The organism is Leisingera sp. SA215 (genome assembly GCF_055902035.1).
On sequence record NZ_JBVVXU010000054.1, the window covers coordinates 1 to 14,254 of the forward strand.

9 protein-coding genes, 3 tRNA genes, 3 rRNA genes and 1 pseudogene are annotated in these 14,254 nt (G+C 58.0%); 4 read left to right on the top strand and 12 right to left on the bottom strand.

Annotated elements, in window-relative coordinates:
• Nucleotides 1-29: 29 nt before the first annotated feature.
• The 9 genes from rrf to AC0KW6_RS22205 form a co-directional block, all read right to left on the bottom strand.
• Nucleotides 30-144: ribosomal RNA gene (gene rrf / locus AC0KW6_RS22165) — 5S ribosomal RNA — on the bottom strand.
• Between the two features lie 211 nt (nucleotides 145-355).
• Nucleotides 356-3,197: ribosomal RNA gene (locus AC0KW6_RS22170) — 23S ribosomal RNA — on the bottom strand.
• Nucleotides 3,198-3,608: 411 nt separating this feature from the next.
• A tRNA-Ala gene (locus AC0KW6_RS22175) sits at nucleotides 3,609-3,684 on the bottom strand.
• A gap of 20 nt (nucleotides 3,685-3,704) precedes the next feature.
• Nucleotides 3,705-3,781, bottom strand: a tRNA-Ile gene (locus tag AC0KW6_RS22180).
• A 259-nt stretch (nucleotides 3,782-4,040) separates the two neighbouring features.
• Nucleotides 4,041-5,505: ribosomal RNA gene (locus AC0KW6_RS22185) — 16S ribosomal RNA — on the bottom strand.
• The 16S, 23S and 5S rRNA genes sit together here with 2 tRNA genes alongside, the layout of an rRNA operon.
• 887 nt (nucleotides 5,506-6,392) lie before the next feature.
• Nucleotides 6,393-7,166, bottom strand: coding sequence for a LamB/YcsF family protein (locus tag AC0KW6_RS22190; protein WP_323782948.1), 774 nt, complete (start codon nucleotides 7,164-7,166; stop codon nucleotides 6,393-6,395).
• Nucleotides 7,163-8,194, bottom strand: a complete 1,032-nt coding sequence (locus AC0KW6_RS22195; protein ID WP_323782945.1) for a 5-oxoprolinase subunit C family protein — start codon at nucleotides 8,192-8,194, stop codon at nucleotides 7,163-7,165. Before AC0KW6_RS22195 ends, AC0KW6_RS22190 begins: the two co-directional genes overlap by 4 nt.
• Nucleotides 8,191-8,943: a 5-oxoprolinase subunit B family protein gene (locus tag AC0KW6_RS22200; RefSeq protein WP_323782942.1), complete on the bottom strand. Its 753-nt coding sequence runs from the start codon at nucleotides 8,941-8,943 to the stop codon at nucleotides 8,191-8,193. The genes AC0KW6_RS22195 and AC0KW6_RS22200 overlap by 4 nt, the downstream gene beginning before the upstream one ends.
• A gap of 172 nt (nucleotides 8,944-9,115) precedes the next feature.
• Nucleotides 9,116-9,517 (bottom strand): hypothetical protein, encoded by a 402-nt coding sequence (locus tag AC0KW6_RS22205; RefSeq protein ID WP_323782939.1) that lies wholly within the window; start codon nucleotides 9,515-9,517, stop codon nucleotides 9,116-9,118.
• A gap of 225 nt (nucleotides 9,518-9,742) precedes the next feature.
• Between AC0KW6_RS22205 and AC0KW6_RS22210 the strand changes: the two genes are divergently transcribed.
• From AC0KW6_RS22210 to AC0KW6_RS22225, 4 genes are all read left to right on the top strand, one after another.
• Nucleotides 9,743-11,197 (top strand): sensor histidine kinase, encoded by a 1,455-nt coding sequence (locus AC0KW6_RS22210; RefSeq protein ID WP_323782936.1) that lies wholly within the window; start codon nucleotides 9,743-9,745, stop codon nucleotides 11,195-11,197.
• 8 nt (nucleotides 11,198-11,205) lie between these two features.
• The gene (locus AC0KW6_RS22215; RefSeq protein ID WP_323782933.1) at nucleotides 11,206-11,670 is read left to right on the top strand and encodes a response regulator; all 465 of its coding nucleotides are present in this window, start codon (nucleotides 11,206-11,208) and stop codon (nucleotides 11,668-11,670) included.
• 229 nt (nucleotides 11,671-11,899) lie between these two features.
• Nucleotides 11,900-12,376, top strand: a complete 477-nt coding sequence (locus tag AC0KW6_RS22220; protein WP_323782930.1) for a GNAT family N-acetyltransferase — start codon at nucleotides 11,900-11,902, stop codon at nucleotides 12,374-12,376.
• Between the two features lie 35 nt (nucleotides 12,377-12,411).
• A tRNA-Arg gene (locus tag AC0KW6_RS22225) sits at nucleotides 12,412-12,488 on the top strand.
• Between the two features lie 66 nt (nucleotides 12,489-12,554).
• Here the strand turns inward: AC0KW6_RS22225 and AC0KW6_RS22230 are convergent.
• From AC0KW6_RS22230 to AC0KW6_RS22240, 3 genes and pseudogenes are all read right to left on the bottom strand, one after another.
• A pseudogene (locus AC0KW6_RS22230) lies at nucleotides 12,555-13,028 on the bottom strand (integrase core domain-containing protein); the annotation flags it as partial.
• A 382-nt stretch (nucleotides 13,029-13,410) separates the two neighbouring features.
• Nucleotides 13,411-13,548 (bottom strand): hypothetical protein, encoded by a 138-nt coding sequence (locus tag AC0KW6_RS22235; RefSeq protein WP_323782927.1) that lies wholly within the window; start codon nucleotides 13,546-13,548, stop codon nucleotides 13,411-13,413.
• A 190-nt stretch (nucleotides 13,549-13,738) separates the two neighbouring features.
• The coding region (locus AC0KW6_RS22240) for a transposase (RefSeq protein ID WP_474036073.1) at nucleotides 13,739-14,254 on the bottom strand (516 nt) is incomplete at its 5' end.

Consider the following 14,254-nt stretch of genomic DNA (forward strand, 5'->3'; position numbering starts at 1 on the left):
ATCGTTGCGAGAGATTTGGATTTTACTAGGTTTGGCGGTGACCTACTCTCCCAGGGCTTGAGCCCAAGTACCATCGGCGCGGCAGTGCTTAACTTCCGGGTTCGGGAAGGGACCGGGTGTTTCACTTGCGCTGTAGCCACCAAACCGAGAAAAATCCAACAAGCCTGCGGCTTGTGGATGTTTCTCGGTCAGCGGCAGGCAGCGTGTTTGCGAAGCAAACATGCGTTGCCGCACCTGAGCTATGTCACATGACATATCCACAAGGGCAGGCGTTACAATCAAGGTTGTCCAAGTGTTTGTTATTTGGGATGTGTTTGCTTGTTTGGTGTTTCCGTAACACTGTCTGTTACTGGATCAAATCAAGCCTATCGGGCGATTAGTACCGGTCAACTGAATGCATTGCTGCACTTACATCTCCGGCCTATCGGCGTGGTGGTCTTCCACGGCCCTCAGGGATACCTTGTTTTGAGGGGGGCTTCCCGCTTAGATGCCTTCAGCGGTTATCCTGTCCGAACATAGCTACCCTGCACTGCTGCTGGCGCAACAACAGGTCCACCAGTGGTTCGTTCACCCCGGTCCTCTCGTACTAGGGGCAACTCCTCTCAAGTATCCTACACCCACGGCAGATAGGGACCGAACTGTCTCACGACGTTCTAAACCCAGCTCACGTACCTCTTTAAACGGCGAACAGCCGTACCCTTGGGACCTGCTCCAGCCCCAGGATGAGATGAGCCGACATCGAGGTGCCAAACACTGCCGTCGATATGGACTCTTGGGCAGTATCAGCCTGTTATCCCCGGCGTACCTTTTATCCGTTGAGCGATGGCCCTTCCACTCGGGACCACCGGATCACTATGGCCGACTTTCGTCTCTGCTCGACTTGTCAGTCTCGCAGTCAGGCTGGCTTCTGCCATTGCACTCAACGAGCGATTTCCGACCGCTCTGAGCCAACCTTCGCGCGCCTCCGTTACTCTTTAGGAGGCGACCGCCCCAGTCAAACTACCCGCCACGCAGGGTCCCGGATCCGGATAACGGACCGCGGTTAGATATCAAGAGTGCGAAGGGTGGTATCTCAAGGGAGGCTCCGCCGCGACTTGCGTCACGGTTTCGATGCCTACCACCTATCCTGCACATCACAATCCTGATACCAGTGCGAAGCTGTAGTAAAGGTGCACGGGGTCTTTCCGTCTAACCGCGGGAAGCCTGCATCTTGACAGGCAATTCAATTTCGCTGAGTCGATGTTGGAGACAGCGGGGAAGTCGTTACGCCATTCGTGCAGGTCGGAACTTACCCGACAAGGAATTTCGCTACCTTAGGACCGTTATAGTTACGGCCGCCGTTTACCTGGGCTTCAATTCGGAGCTCTCACCCCTCCTTTTAACCTTCAGGCACCGGGCAGGCGTCAGACCCTATACGTCGCCTTGCGGCTTCGCAGAGCCCTGTGTTTTTAATAAACAGTCGCCACCCCCTGGTTTGTGCCCCCGGATTCCACTTGCGTAGGACCCGGGCCTCCTTCTCGCGAACTTACGGAGGTATTTTGCCGAGTTCCTTCAACATCGTTCTCTCAAGCGCCTTGGTATTCTCTACCAGTCCACCTGTGTCGGTTTAGGGTACGGTCTGACGGAGGGCTATTTCCAGGGACTGATCAGCAGCCCATTCAATCCGATAAGGATGAACTACCTTCACAATCCGTCACATCCTCCTGGCCCACGAATATTAACGTGGTTCCCATCGCCTACGCCTTTCGGCCTCGGCTTAGGGGCCGGCTTACCCTGCTCAGATTAGCTTTAAGCAGGAACCCTTGGACTTTCGGCGAGAGTGTCTCTCACACTCTTTGTCGCTACTCATGTCATCATTCTCACTAGTGATCTCTCCACGGGATCGCTCACGCGCCCGCTTCATCGAAAGCCTCTCTCCTCCAATGCTCCCGAAGGAACTAAGGAGGAATGAGACTATGTCACACTACGCTCTGCTACCATGCACGATGTGCATCCTCGGCTTCGGCTCATGGCTTGAGCCCCGTTACATCTTCGCCGCAAGACATCTTGATTAGACCAGTGAGCTGTTACGCTATCTTTAAAGGATGGCTGCTTCTAAGCCAACCTCCTGGTTGTTTTGGACGTCTCACCTGCTTTCCCACTTAGCCATGAATTGGGGGCCTTAGCCGGAGGTCAGGGTTGTTTCCCTCTCCACGACGGACGTTAGCATCCGCCGTGTGTCTGCCATCCAGTACTCCCGGGTATTCGGAGTTTGGTTAGGATCAGTAAGCCTGTGGGGCCCCATTACCCATCCAGTGCTCTACCCCCCGGGGTATTCGGATGACGCTCTACCTAAATAGATTTCGCAGAGAACCAGCTATCTCCGAGTTTGATTGGCCTTTCACCCCTAGGCACAGCTCATCCCGATCCTTTTCAACGGATGTGGGTTCGGTCCTCCAGTGCGTGTTACCGCACCTTCAACCTGGCCATGCCTAGATCACTCGGTTTCGGGTCTGATCCCACGAACTCATGCGCCCTATTAAGACTCGCTTTCGCTGCGCCTACACCTAACGGTTTAAGCTTGCTCGTGAGACCAAGTCGATGACCCATTATACAAAAGGTACGCTGTCAGCCCTCAAGGGGCCTCCAACTGATTGTAGGCGTTCGGTTTCAGGTACTGTTTCACTCCCCTCGCCGGGGTGCTTTTCACCTTTCCCTCACGGTACTGGTTCGCTATCGGTCAGTAAGGAGTACTTAGCCTTCGGAGGTGGTCCTCCGATCTTCGAACAGGATTTCACGTGTCCCGCCCTACTTAATACGTCCCTCAGAGCTTAGAATACGGGGCTGTCACCCGCTATGGCCATGGTTCCCAACATGTTCTTCTCACTCATCAGGCTCGGCTGGTCCGCGTTCGCTCGCCGCTACTAACGGAGTCTCTATTGATGTCCTTTCCTCCGGGTACTTAGATGTTTCAGTTCCCCGGGTTTGCTCTTATAGACCTATGTATTCAGTCCATAAGTACCTGGTTAAGCCCATTATAAGCAGCCATCCGGAATGAACCGGCGGCTATTATAACAAACTTTCAGGTGGGTTCCCCCATTCAGAGATCTTGGGATCAAAGCCTATTCCCGGCTCCCCCAAGCTTATCGCAGGGTATCACGTCTTTCATCGCCTCTTACTGCCAAGGCATCCACCAAACGCCCTTCTCGCGCTTGATTTGATCCAGAAAGAGAAAGTGTTACCTTTCAGGGCACCGGAAGCTGGTAACGAACCGGCGCCGCTATTTCTGAACCAAAAAGCAAACTATCCCGCTCCCGGCCACTGATGCGACCAGGAACTTGTTGCATGATCCTCGGATCATGCGGGTTAGTGTACTTGACTTGGACAACACTGTCTTTTCAATCAGGCAGACTTCAGGACGTCTGAGGAAACATGACGTATTCTGAAGCTCGCATCCCGTCCCGAAGGACAGTCAGCACCTGACTGAGACCGGTCCCTCACTCGGGCGGCCAACAGTCTTGTTGATTGTATCTCTCTTTACGATGTCAATTTTCGTCTGAAGAACAGACGTTCAAACAGTCATCAACTGCTTGAAGATATGTTCTTCCTTGCGGCGCCCCCGCGGGCGGTGGTGGAGCCTAGGAGGATCGAACTCCTGACCTCCTGAATGCAAATCAGGCGCTCTCCCAGCTGAGCTAAGGCCCCAAATATACCCCGAGGGATAATGGTGGGTCGAGGAGGACTTGAACCTCCGACCTCACGCTTATCAGGCGTGCGCTCTAACCACCTGAGCTACCGACCCAGGTTTTCGTTTCGCTCTGCAAAACAAAACCGGTGTGCGACAGGGTATTGCAAGGCAATGCCCGAGAGCAGCACTCAGTGGTTATGTCACCGGACAGCTGCCAGTAACGGCTGCTGCCGCGTGTGTTCCTGAAGAGATATGAGGACGGTCCGGTCCGGAGGGCATCTTGCGATGCCCCGATGCGGGCAGCTTTGATTGCTGCCCATGCTAAGTGATGCACGATCAGGAGCAAGCTCCATGATGCCAGCATCATCCTTAGAAAGGAGGTGATCCAGCCGCAGGTTCCCCTACGGCTACCTTGTTACGACTTCACCCCAGTCGCTGATCCTACCGTGGCCGCCTGCCTCCCCGAAGGGTTAGCGCAGCGTCGTCGGGTAGAACCAACTCCCATGGTGTGACGGGCGGTGTGTACAAGGCCCGGGAACGTATTCACCGCGTCATGCTGTTACGCGATTACTAGCGATTCCGACTTCATGGGGTCGAGTTGCAGACCCCAATCCGAACTGAGACAGTTTTTTGGGATTAACCCATTGTCACTGCCATTGTAGCACGTGTGTAGCCCAACCCGTAAGGGCCATGAGGACTTGACGTCATCCACACCTTCCTCCCGCTTATCACGGGCAGTTTCCCTAGAGTGCCCAGCTTGACCTGCTGGCAACTAAGGATGTGGGTTGCGCTCGTTGCCGGACTTAACCGAACATCTCACGACACGAGCTGACGACAGCCATGCAGCACCTGTCACTCGGTCACCGAAGTGAAAACCAGATCTCTCTGGCGGGCCGAGGATGTCAAGGGTTGGTAAGGTTCTGCGCGTTGCTTCGAATTAAACCACATGCTCCACCGCTTGTGCGGGCCCCCGTCAATTCCTTTGAGTTTTAATCTTGCGACCGTACTCCCCAGGCGGAATGCTTAATCCGTTAGGTGTGTCACCGAATAGCATGCTACCCGACGACTGGCATTCATCGTTTACGGTGTGGACTACCAGGGTATCTAATCCTGTTTGCTCCCCACACTTTCGCACCTCAGCGTCAGTATCGAGCCAGTGAGCCGCCTTCGCCACTGGTGTTCCTCCGAATATCTACGAATTTCACCTCTACACTCGGAATTCCACTCACCTCTCTCGAACTCAAGACCAGGAGTTTAAGAGGCAGTTCCAGGGTTGAGCCCTGGGATTTCACCCCTTACTTTCTGGTCCGCCTACGCGCGCTTTACGCCCAGTAATTCCGAACAACGCTAACCCCCTCCGTATTACCGCGGCTGCTGGCACGGAGTTAGCCGGGGTTTCTTTACCAGATACTGTCATTATCATCTCTGGCGAAAGAGCTTTACGACCCTAAGGCCTTCATCACTCACGCGGCATGGCTGGATCAGGCTTGCGCCCATTGTCCAAGATTCCCCACTGCTGCCTCCCGTAGGAGTCTGGGCCGTGTCTCAGTCCCAGTGTTGCTGATCATCCTCTAAAACCAGCTATAGATCGTAGACTTGGTAGGCCGTTACCCCACCAACTATCTAATCTAACGCGGGCCGATCCTTCTCCGATAAATCTTTCCCCCGAAGGGCGTATAAGGTATTACTCACCGTTTCCAGTGGCTATTCCTTAGAGAAGGGCACGTTCCCACGCGTTACTAACCCGTCCGCCGCTCACCCCGAAGGGCGCGCTCGACTTGCATGTGTTAGGCCTGCCGCCAGCGTTCGTTCTGAGCCAGGATCAAACTCTCAAGTTGAAACGCCGTTGCCAGCGTATCCTTGACGTTCGAACCTCTGCACATCACTGGTTGCTTTAACAAAGCCGCCAAACACGGGGGTTTGACACGCCTTGCGATCCGACCCGGCTAGGAACCGGAACTGCAACCAATCATTCTCTGTCTGTTGTGCTTGGTTTCAAAAGAAACCGAAGCCGAACAAGACAGTGAAGCTGACACTCAATCATCGGAAGCGAACCCCCTATGAGCGTTGACATACAGACGCTGATCCATCGAAATGAACCAAACCGCCCGCATATCTCTTCAGTTATCCATCAATGTCAAAGAGCAAACATCCCGAGGTCAAAAACAGGACCGATGCGCCAGTTCCCCAGCGCGCCCGCCTGCCATATCCTGCAAAATGCCCCGGTCTCTCCCGGGTGTCCTGCCGTCTCTCCGGCCCGTCCCGGCGTCTCTCCGCCGTGTCTCCCGTCCGTTCCTGCGTCGCCGCCGCCCCGTCCGGTGTGTCCCGCTGCGCCTCAGCGCCGCCGGTGAGGGGTGTTCTATGGTTAGCGCCGGAGAGTCGCAAGCCCTTTTTTGACGTTTGCATGACTTTTTGAAAAACTCTCGTGAAGTTCAATTGATTTCAAAGCCTTACCCAACACAAAAAGACAGCCGGCTTGCTGTTTCCCGGCCATCGGACCGGCCTGGCCGCGACAGGCGCGATGGTTTGAGGGCCACCTTCCGCTAGATGTTGTTATTTCCGACCCAGGGCATACAAGAGACACAGGTTTCTGCGAGTCGCCCGCGGCAGTTTCCCTTCGGTTCAGCCATCCGGTTCCACAGATTTGGACCTGAAAATGCCCGAAGGCGCCGTAGAGCCAGGCAATCCCCCTGAAGCAGCGGATAGCACCCGGCCCCAGCCGGGCTTAGCCCCGGCGCCCGGCAAATTGACGGACCGCAATCCCGCCTTCTGTCAGGCTGGTGCGGACAGAATGGGCCAGCTGCACCGCTTCCGCCGTATCCCCATGCAGGCAGATGGTATCGATTGCGGTGGGAATACGCTTGCCGCTTTCGGTGATGATGGCGCCCTCTTCCACCATTTGCAGAATGCGCGGACCGGCCAAAGCCGGGTCATGAATGACCGCGCCCGGCAGGGCGCGGTCGACCAGCGTGCCGTCATCATTATAGGCGCGGTCAGCAAAGATCTCACCGCACCAGTTGCAACCGAGGCCGCGCGCCACCTCTTCCATGGCGGTGGAAGCCAGCACCATGATGATAATGTCCGGATCCACCTCCAGCGCTGCCTCATAACAAGCCCGCGCCATCGCGTGATCGGTGCAGGCCATATTGGAAAGTGCCCCGTGCAGCTTCAGATGGCGAACTTGGGTTCCGGCGGCCCGCGCCATGCCCTGTGCCGCGCCGAGCTGGTAGCGGATCATGCTGGCCAGCGTGCCGTGCGGTACATGCATCTTGCGCCGCCCGAAGCCCTGCAGGTCCAGAAAACCGGGATGAGCACCGATCCCGACGCCGTTCTCAGACGCCAGCGCCATGGTCCGGGCCATCACATCCGGATCGCCGGCGTGAAAGCCGCAAGCAATATTGGCCGAAGAGACGATTTTCAGCAGCGCCGCGTCATCCCCCATGGTCCAGGGGCCGAAGCTTTCGCCCATATCGGCGTTCAGATCGATGGTCTTGGTCATCCGGTCTCTCCCGTGGCGAAAGGGTCCGCCTCCGCAGAGACGGCCCCGCTGATCAGTTGGCAGGATAACAGGTCCCGCAGCGCAGCAGGATCGCGTACCAGCGGGCGGCAGGCTGCGGGCAACCCTTTTTGAGACTTTTCGAACCTGGACTGGATTTCCAGAGCCTCTGTCAGGCCGATCCAGCGGAAGCGGAGCGCAACCCCGGCCTGTGCCTGCGCTACCTTTGGCAAATCGCACGGCAGGACGGTGCCGATCCGCGGATAGCCGCCGGTTGTCTGGCATTCGCGCAACAGCACGAATGGTTTGCCATCGCCGGTCATCTGCACATCACCCGGCAGGATTACCTCAGACAGGATATTGAGCTGGCCGTCAGCCGCAAAGCCCTCGCCGTCCGAGACCATTTCCACCCCCATCCGGTTCGCTCGGCTGCCGCGCCTGAAAGCAGTGGCCGCGAACCGGATGCGGTCCGCCTCAGGGAACAGGTTGCTTTGGAAACTTTCGACAATGCGCAGTTCGCCACCCTGAAAACGGTCTTCGGCGGCCAGCACCAGACCCGTTTCACTATTTTGTTCCGCACCGGCAGGCAGCAGGTCTCCGGCTTCGGCCGCCCGCCCCAGCCCGGCCATCAGATGCACCGCGCGGGAGCCAAGCAGCGGTTCCGTGGCGATGCCGCCGCCAAGGTGCAGATATCCGTAGACGCCGCGGCGGGCGGCACCGATGGACAGGCGCTGGCCCGCCTCCATCCGGTGCGACGCATTCCAGGCCAGCGGCTCTCCCTCCAGCGTTGCTGCCATGGGCGCACCGGTCACGGCAATGCGCAGGGCGCCGGTTGCCTCGAATTCGCCGCCCATGCCGACCATTTCCAAGGCTGCCAGACCGGGATCCTGCCGCAGCAGCGCAGCCCCCTCGGCCAAAGCCAGCGGGTCCGCAGCGCCGCCCTGGGACACCCCCTGCCCCAGCAAACCGGGCCGCCCCAAATCCTGAACCGAAGCCGCTGGCCCGATCCGCAGTATTCTGAGGCCGCTCATGCCGCGATCTCCGAGGCGATAGCACCACCAAGCAACGGGTCATCCTCACAGTGTTTCAGGAAGTCCTGTTTGGAAACCGGCTCAAATTGCACCTCATCGCCCGGGCGCAGAGCAAACGGCTGCTCGGCGCCTGGCTGGAACAGGGTCAGCCCGGTTTGGCCGACATGACGCCAGCCGGTTGGTGCCGGATTTGAAAACAAGACGAATTGGCTGATCGCCTGCACCAGCGCGCCGCGCGGCACCATTGGTGTCAGCTCGGTCTGCCGCGGCAAGTTCCACTCGGGTCCAAGGGACCCAAGGTAGGGCTGGCCGGGGGCAAAGCCGATGGTCAGCACCCGCACCCGCGCGGCGCCCAGGCTTTCGATGGCCTGTGCCTCACTCAGACCTGCGGCATCAGCTGCTTCCGCCAGCTGGGGCGCCAGGTCGGTACCATATACTGTGGGCACGCGCCAGAACCGGCGCCCGGCCGGCAACGGCGTCTGCAGCCAGTCCCGGGTCGTCAGAAGGCTCTGCAACTCAGCCTCCAGCACCTCATGCTCCAAATCAGCAGGGTCGAAACGGACAAAGACCGAGGCCAAAGAGGCCATGGTCTCGACCACCCCTTCCAGCGGCAAAGCCTCCACCGCACTGCCAAAGGCCAGCGCGGCGCGGTTCGAGGCCTCACTCAGGCTGCTGTCAAAGCTTACCAGCATGCCGTTCAACCCGGCCCGCCGGACCAGCGGATAGGCTGGCGCCTTCTGGTTGTCCATGTCTTTATCCCGTCATTTTTGCGCGCCAGCGTTGCGGCGCGGGCCGGGAGTGTCAACACGTCTATTCATGCAAAGCCTTACTGTTGCCACAGACAACAGCCGCTAGCGGGTTTCAGGAATCATCCGGCCCGTGCGCGGCTGGCAGCGCATCCGCACTGAAACCACCCGCGCCTTATGCCGCCGGGGCTGGCGCCGCCGGGCGCTGAAAGGCCACTACATCCGCAGCCGGGGCCGGATCGGCGGCGGAACTGAACTTGGACACGCGGCCACCGGCAAGATCCTTCCAGAACGCTCTGTACTCCGCACCCGCGGCTAAATCAGATGCTACTAACTTCGAGTGCAGCCGGCCCGTAATCTCTTCCAGCCGGTAGCCCAATACAGCAAGAAAATTGCCGTTTGCAGTCAGAATTGTGCCGTCCGGCTTGAATTGGATTGTGGCCTGGGTGCACTCGACCTTACCGGCAACAATCCTGGCATCGCTGTCCTGATCTACGGGCCTCGACGCTTTGAATCTGAAAAAGATGAATTTCTGCGCGCGTTCCTGATTTTCGATAGCTCGCGCCAGAAGCCTCATGAAACCAACAGAAAAACCTTAACACCGCGAGATGCATGGGTCTAAGCGTCTTCCAAGGAAACGCCGCTCCGCAATGAGCAACTTTAAGTTGCGCGACTATTGCCGAAATCTCCAAAAGATGTAATCTAATCCAAAAGGCCGGGCTGCATGCAGCGTGCAGCGTGGCATCCCGGCAATTGGCAATCAGGCAATTGATCGTTTGTGCAGCAGCTGAAAGATCCAAGGATGACACTTTCCAGACCAATGGACGCCCCCCGGCCACTCCGGCGCAATCCCATCCAGTACCGGACCCACGGCATTGCAGTTCTGCTTCTTGGTGCCGGCTTTGCTTTCGATCTGCTGACACCACTTGGGATCGCGGGTGGCCTGATATACGTGAGCGTTGTCCTCGGCGCCCTTTGGAATGACACCCCGAACACGGTCTATTGGTATGCCGCGGCTGCAACCGTGCTGACGCTCCTTGCCTATGTGCTGCTCCCGCGGACCGGCGTCAATGCGTGGATCGTCCTGAGCAACCGGGGGCTCACGATATTGGCACTTTGGGCCCTTGCCCTGCAAAAAGCTGCCCAGCTCTCTCTAAGGCGCAAGAAAACCGAACTTACTGCCATTCAGGACAACACTGTCGAGGGGATGATAACCATCAGCACCGAAGGAACCATCCTGAGCTACAACCGCGCCTGCCGGAAAATTTTTGGCTACGACGCCGAAGAGGCCATTGGCCGCAACGTTAAATTCCTGATGCCGGAGCATTACCGCACTGAACATGATGGCTACCTCAGCAACTATCTCCGGACCGGACAGAAGAAGATCATCGGGACCGCCCGGGAGGTTCAGGGACAGCGCAAAGACGGCAATGTCTTCCCGCTCGATTTGTCTGTCAGCGAAGTCCGGGTCGGCGGCCACCTCCTGTTCAGCGGTATCGTCCGCGACATATCCGAACAGAAGCGTATCGAAACTGAGCGGGAGCAGTTCATCAATGATCTATCCCGGTCGAACCAGGATCTGGACGATTTCGCCTATGTGGCATCTCACGATCTGCGGGCCCCTCTGCGGGTTATCGGGAACGCTTCCAGCTGGCTGGAGGAAGATCTGGCTGATGCCCTGGACGACGAGAGCCGGGAAAACCTGCAGCTCATCCGATCCCGGATTATGAGGATGGAACAACTTTTGAACGATTTGCACGAATATTCCCGGGCAGGACGCAGCACGGACGCCAGATACCAAACGTTGATGCCGGGCGCCGAGCTGATGGATGAAGTGCTGATGCTGGTCGAGCAGCCTGAGGGTTTCACCATCAATATCGACCCCGGGTTCGCAAGTATCCAGCTGCCGAACATGCCCCTCAAGCAGATTTTCGCCAACCTTGTCTCCAACGCGATCAAGCACAATGACACGGGCACCGGCGTCGTTGACGTATTGCTGGAAGACGGCGGCGGATTTCATGCCTTTACGGTCGCTGATGACGGTCCAGGAATTGATCCGCAATTTCACGAGCAGGTATTCAAGATGTTTCAGACCTTAAAGTCGCGCGATGTGGTCGAGGGCAGTGGAATGGGCCTCGCGATCGTCAAGAAGCATGTGGAAAATGCGGGCGGCACGATCTCTTTGCAGTCCTCTGCCGGTGAAGGCTGCGCATTTCGTTTCACTTGGCCCAAAACGGCCCGCGCCGATAACGGATAGGCAACAGCATGCAAAAGAACATGAGTGGCGGGCAGAATGGTAAGAAAGATCTAAGTATCATTCTGGTGGATGATGACCATGGTGACGCCAAGGCGGTTCAGCGGGCATTCAGGAAAGTCAAAATCGCAAATGAGATCACCCGCGCGATAGACGGTCTTGAGGCGCTGGATTATCTCCGCGGCACGGGCGGCAAGGACAAAGTCCAACCCCCCTATGTTCTGCTTGTTGATATCAAGATGCCGAGGATGAGCGGCATCGAACTGGTCCAGGAATTGCGCGCAGATCCTGAACTCAGCAGGTCAGTGGTATTCTTCCTGACGACCTCAAGCCACGAACACGACATCGAAGCTGCCTATGACTTGAATGCAGCGGGCTATATCGTCAAGGAAACGGCAGGGCGTGATTTTCTGGAACTCGTAAACATGGTTGACCGCTATTGGCGGATTGTCGAGTTCCCTGTTCCGGGTAACTGATCCGCAGCGCTGGCGCGCCGACGGGATTGAAAACCACCAGCAACCGGCAAGACCCGGCTCGCATGGCTTTGGCGGGCTTGTAAAATGCGCCGGATTTCCGGGCTATTTTTTACTCAGCCGCAGTGCCTCGCAAAACCTTGACACTCTGAGGCAAAGGGTGGCTGTCTTATTTCTTGAACAGAAGGTACAAACCGCATTCAATTCCCAAGAGCAGGAGCTGCACCACGCCATGCCCCGTTTTGAGATCAACCCGGAGAACCCGGCCGGGCCGGAAGCGTCCGCCCTCATTCGGCGGCATCTTTCGCAAATGGCGGCACAATCGCCGGAAGAAAGCTGCCACGCGCTGGATACAAGCGGCCTTGAAGGCCCTGAGGTGCAGTTCTTTCTGCTGCGCCGTGACGGCAATCCGGTTGCCATGGGGGCGCTGAAACTGCTGGACGGCGGCGCACGCGAGCTGAAATCCATGCACACGGTTTCCGAGGCCCGCGGCAGCGGAGCGGGACGTGCAATGCTGGCATTCCTGCTGAAACTGTCCCGCAAGGAAGGGGCCACAGGCATCTTTTTGGAGACCGGCTCCACGGATGATTTTCTGCCCTCGCGCAGACTGTATGAATCCTTTGGTTTCAAGCAATGCTCGGCCTTCGCGGATTACACCAAGGATCCTTGGTCAGTATTCATGCACCTGGACTTGCGCGCACCGGCTTGACCCTGGGCACCCGCCTGTCATAACTGGCGCCAAGCGGTCCCTTAGCTCAACTGGATAGAGCAGCTGACTTCTAATCAGCAGGTTGAGGGTTCGAGTCCTTCAGGGATCGCCAATGCTCCATTATTTGCCAATGAGGCATAACCTTGCACATATTAGGGCTTGACCTGCCACTGAAGTTTCATCCAGCCGCGACCGGAGTCCGGTTGGTGTTTACGCCGATCGGCGCAGTTTGAGCAATCGCCCGACGCGCGGAGCTTTCATCTCGCGCAGCGGGGCGGGCGATTGCGGCGGTCAGGGTCCGCGCGTAGTCGGCCGGCGTCTGGTAATCCAAGGCCGAATGCGGGCGTTCGGTGTTGTAGTCGGCTGCCCAGGCGGCGATCACGGCGCGTGGGTGAGCCAGGTTCCGGAACATGGTCTCGTTGAGCAGTTCATCCCGCATCCGCCCCTTAAAGCTTTCGACGAAGCCGTTCTGCATCGGCTTTCCCGGCGCGATGTAATGCCATTCGATGCGGCGCTCGGAACACCATCGCAGGATGGCGTTAGAGGTCAGTTCCGTGCCGTTGTCGCTGACAATCATGCCGGGCTTCCCGCGCCGCTCGACCAGGGCCGTCAGTTCACGTGCGACCCGGCGCCCCGAAATCGAGGTGTCCGGGAACCCCGGCGAAATGCCCAGGAAAAGCCCCGCGCGGATAGCCACCAGCACGTCCCGCACATAGGACACTTCCTGCATTTCCTCGGTGATTGTCGCGTGAAGGTCAGGGCGTCGTCACTGTCTTGCAGATCCAGCGTTCCGGCCCCGCGCGATGCCAGAGGCCGGTCATAGGAACGGCCCACCAGCAGGTGAATGCCCTCATCCGGCAGTTCCACCCGATAGGAAAAGGCACGCGGCGCAATCACTTCCTTGCGCGGCCTGCCGGTGCGGCCCCCATCGCTGAGGACTGCACGCTTGTTGCAGGGGAAGCGGCCACGCAGCGCCAAAGCACCGGATGCCCGCCTGCGGAGTTCCAGCCCGCCGCTGTGACCGCCCCAGAGCATTATTGCAGCCCGGTCAGGATTTCGGTCTGCACAGCGCGGGAAATGGTCACATCCATGGTTGCCAGCGCGGTCAGGCCCAGGCCACCGGATGCCGCATCGCTGAACGGGTCGCGGATCAGGTCCATAAGCCCAGACATCAGCACCGCGCTGACACCTGATTTTACTGGCGGATTGAATGGCCGTTGTCCGGTTGCTTGTTATTTGGGAAACGCCGCAGATGCATTTGGCCGGTCTGAGCCGATTTCGTTGAAAAAGTCGTTTGGTTTTGTGCGTTGGGGATGGGTACGGCGCACATTTTGTTGGGCAGTCTGAGGCGATACCGCCTTGTTACGCTACGGCGGGTGCCATCGGCTTGAGTTTTGCCAATTTCCGGAGGTTTTGGGCTGTGGCTGCGAGGGTGAATTCGTCTTGGACGCCCCAAGGCCCCCGTAATCGGAGCCGTGCCAGACCGAGGATGCGTTTTAGGTGGGCGAAGAGCATCTCCACCTTCTTGCGCCGCTTCTGTGCGGTCGAGTTGTATTCGGAGGCCGTGCATTGCCGCGCAAAGTCCCTGACGATTTCGTATTTCTCACGATGGATCGCGCGGACCTCGGAGTTTGGGCAGCATTTGGCTTTTGAGGGGCAGTCCCTGCAATCAGCGCTCAAGGCCCGGTATTTTCGTGAGCGCCAGCTGGGGGCGTTCCGCTCTGGATCTGAGTAGGTTCGCCAAGTGTGCCGCCTCTCCTTGCCCTCCGGACAGATGTAGCGATCATTCTCATCGTCCCAGGTGAAGTCAGATCGGGAGAATGTCCCGTCCTTGCGCTCGCCTTTGTCGAAGACGGGAATGAACGGGAGGATTTTCCG

Coding starts and splice junctions, on each gene's coding strand:
- AC0KW6_RS22210 (WP_323782936.1), top strand. CDS start 9,743: ATGACACTTTCCAGACCAATGGACGCCCCCCGGCCACTCCGGCGCAAT.
- AC0KW6_RS22220 (WP_323782930.1), top strand. CDS start 11,900: ATGCCCCGTTTTGAGATCAACCCGGAGAACCCGGCCGGGCCGGAAGCG.
- AC0KW6_RS22190 (WP_323782948.1), bottom strand. CDS start 7,166: ATGACCAAGACCATCGATCTGAACGCCGATATGGGCGAAAGCTTCGGC.
- AC0KW6_RS22215 (WP_323782933.1), top strand. CDS start 11,206: ATGCAAAAGAACATGAGTGGCGGGCAGAATGGTAAGAAAGATCTAAGT.
- AC0KW6_RS22200 (WP_323782942.1), bottom strand. CDS start 8,943: ATGGACAACCAGAAGGCGCCAGCCTATCCGCTGGTCCGGCGGGCCGGG.
- AC0KW6_RS22205 (WP_323782939.1), bottom strand. CDS start 9,517: ATGAGGCTTCTGGCGCGAGCTATCGAAAATCAGGAACGCGCGCAGAAA.
- AC0KW6_RS22195 (WP_323782945.1), bottom strand. CDS start 8,194: ATGAGCGGCCTCAGAATACTGCGGATCGGGCCAGCGGCTTCGGTTCAG.
- AC0KW6_RS22235 (WP_323782927.1), bottom strand. CDS start 13,548: ATGTCTGGGCTTATGGACCTGATCCGCGACCCGTTCAGCGATGCGGCA.